The 992-nt window shown below is 63.4% G+C and carries 1 protein-coding gene; it reads left to right on the top strand.

Features of this window, described 5'->3' with window-relative positions:
* Positions 1–234 precede the first annotated feature (234 nt).
* Positions 235–834 (top strand): TetR/AcrR family transcriptional regulator, encoded by a 600-nt coding sequence (locus tag EN994_RS33055; RefSeq protein WP_063169076.1) that lies wholly within the window; start codon positions 235–237, stop codon positions 832–834.
* Positions 835–992: the final 158 nt, after the last annotated feature.

Genomic DNA, 992 nt, shown 5'->3' with positions numbered 1-992 from the left:
GGGTGAGAGCAGCTATGCTACATTTTCGTCCATGGTGCTGATTTGCACCAGTGACCCGCCGTCCCGGCGGGTTTTGCTTTTGGGACCTCGCCAACCAACACGCCGGTAAGGTTCCCAGAAAACGACCAACCCCTGCCCCGACTAGCCAGTCTCCAGAAGCTTGAAAACGCGCCGTTTCGTTTGAGCGTCGGGTCACCTATATTGCCGGCGAAGTGTTTGGCGAGGACGACAGAGATGGCCGAGGACGCCGATCCGGCGCGCAGATCGATCGGTGCGCGGCGCAATCCCGACAGCGCCGAGGCCATTCTCCAAGCCGCCGAGACCGTACTGGTCGAAGCCGGTTATGCCGGTTTCTCGATCGAGGCGGTGGCGCGGCGGGCCCGCGCCGGCAAACCCACCATCTATCGCTGGTGGCCGAGCAAGGCGGCGTTGCTGCTTGAGGTCTACCAGCGCCAGAAGCGCGTCGATGTTCCCGATACCGGGCGGCTGGAGGAGGATCTCGTCGGCTTCCTGAAAAACCTGTTCGCCCACTGGCGCGAGACATCGTCGGGAAGCGTGTTCCGGTCGCTGATCGCCGAGGCACAGTCGGACGCGACCGCGGCCGCGGCCCTTGCCGACTACTCACTGGGCCGACGGTCCCATACCGCCCAGATCATCGAACGCGCCAAGGCAAGGGGCGAAATCCCGGCCGAAATCGATTCAGCTGTCGTCGCCGACCTGATCGCCTCCTTCGCCTGGAGACATCTGCTGACCAACCGGCTCGACGAGGACGAAGCGACCATCGGCAAGGCCGTCAACTACGTGATGCGAGGCATAGCGGCGCCTGCCTCGTAAAGACGGCAATGAATGAAAAGGGCGCGGCAACCCCTGGCTGCCGCGCCCCTTTTTCAAAAAGCTGCCAGTCTTACTTGGCGCTTTCCAGCGTATCGACCGCCTTCTTCAGGTTGGCGTCGGGGATCTCGACCTTGGCGCCGGCGCGCAGCGACTTGACC

It is taken from the genome of Mesorhizobium sp. M7A.F.Ca.CA.002.09.1.1, from assembly GCF_003998555.1.
In the GTDB taxonomy this organism is placed as follows: Bacteria; Pseudomonadota; Alphaproteobacteria; order Rhizobiales; family Rhizobiaceae; genus Mesorhizobium; species Mesorhizobium ciceri.
Note: the sequence above shows the minus strand (reverse complement) of the source record. Positions and strands in the feature narration are given on the sequence as shown.

What these genes read in the sequence shown, in the direction of transcription:
- EN994_RS33055 (WP_063169076.1), top strand. Translation starts at nt 235, where the DNA reads ATGGCCGAGGACGCCGATCCGGCGCGCAGATCGATCGGTGCGCGGCGC.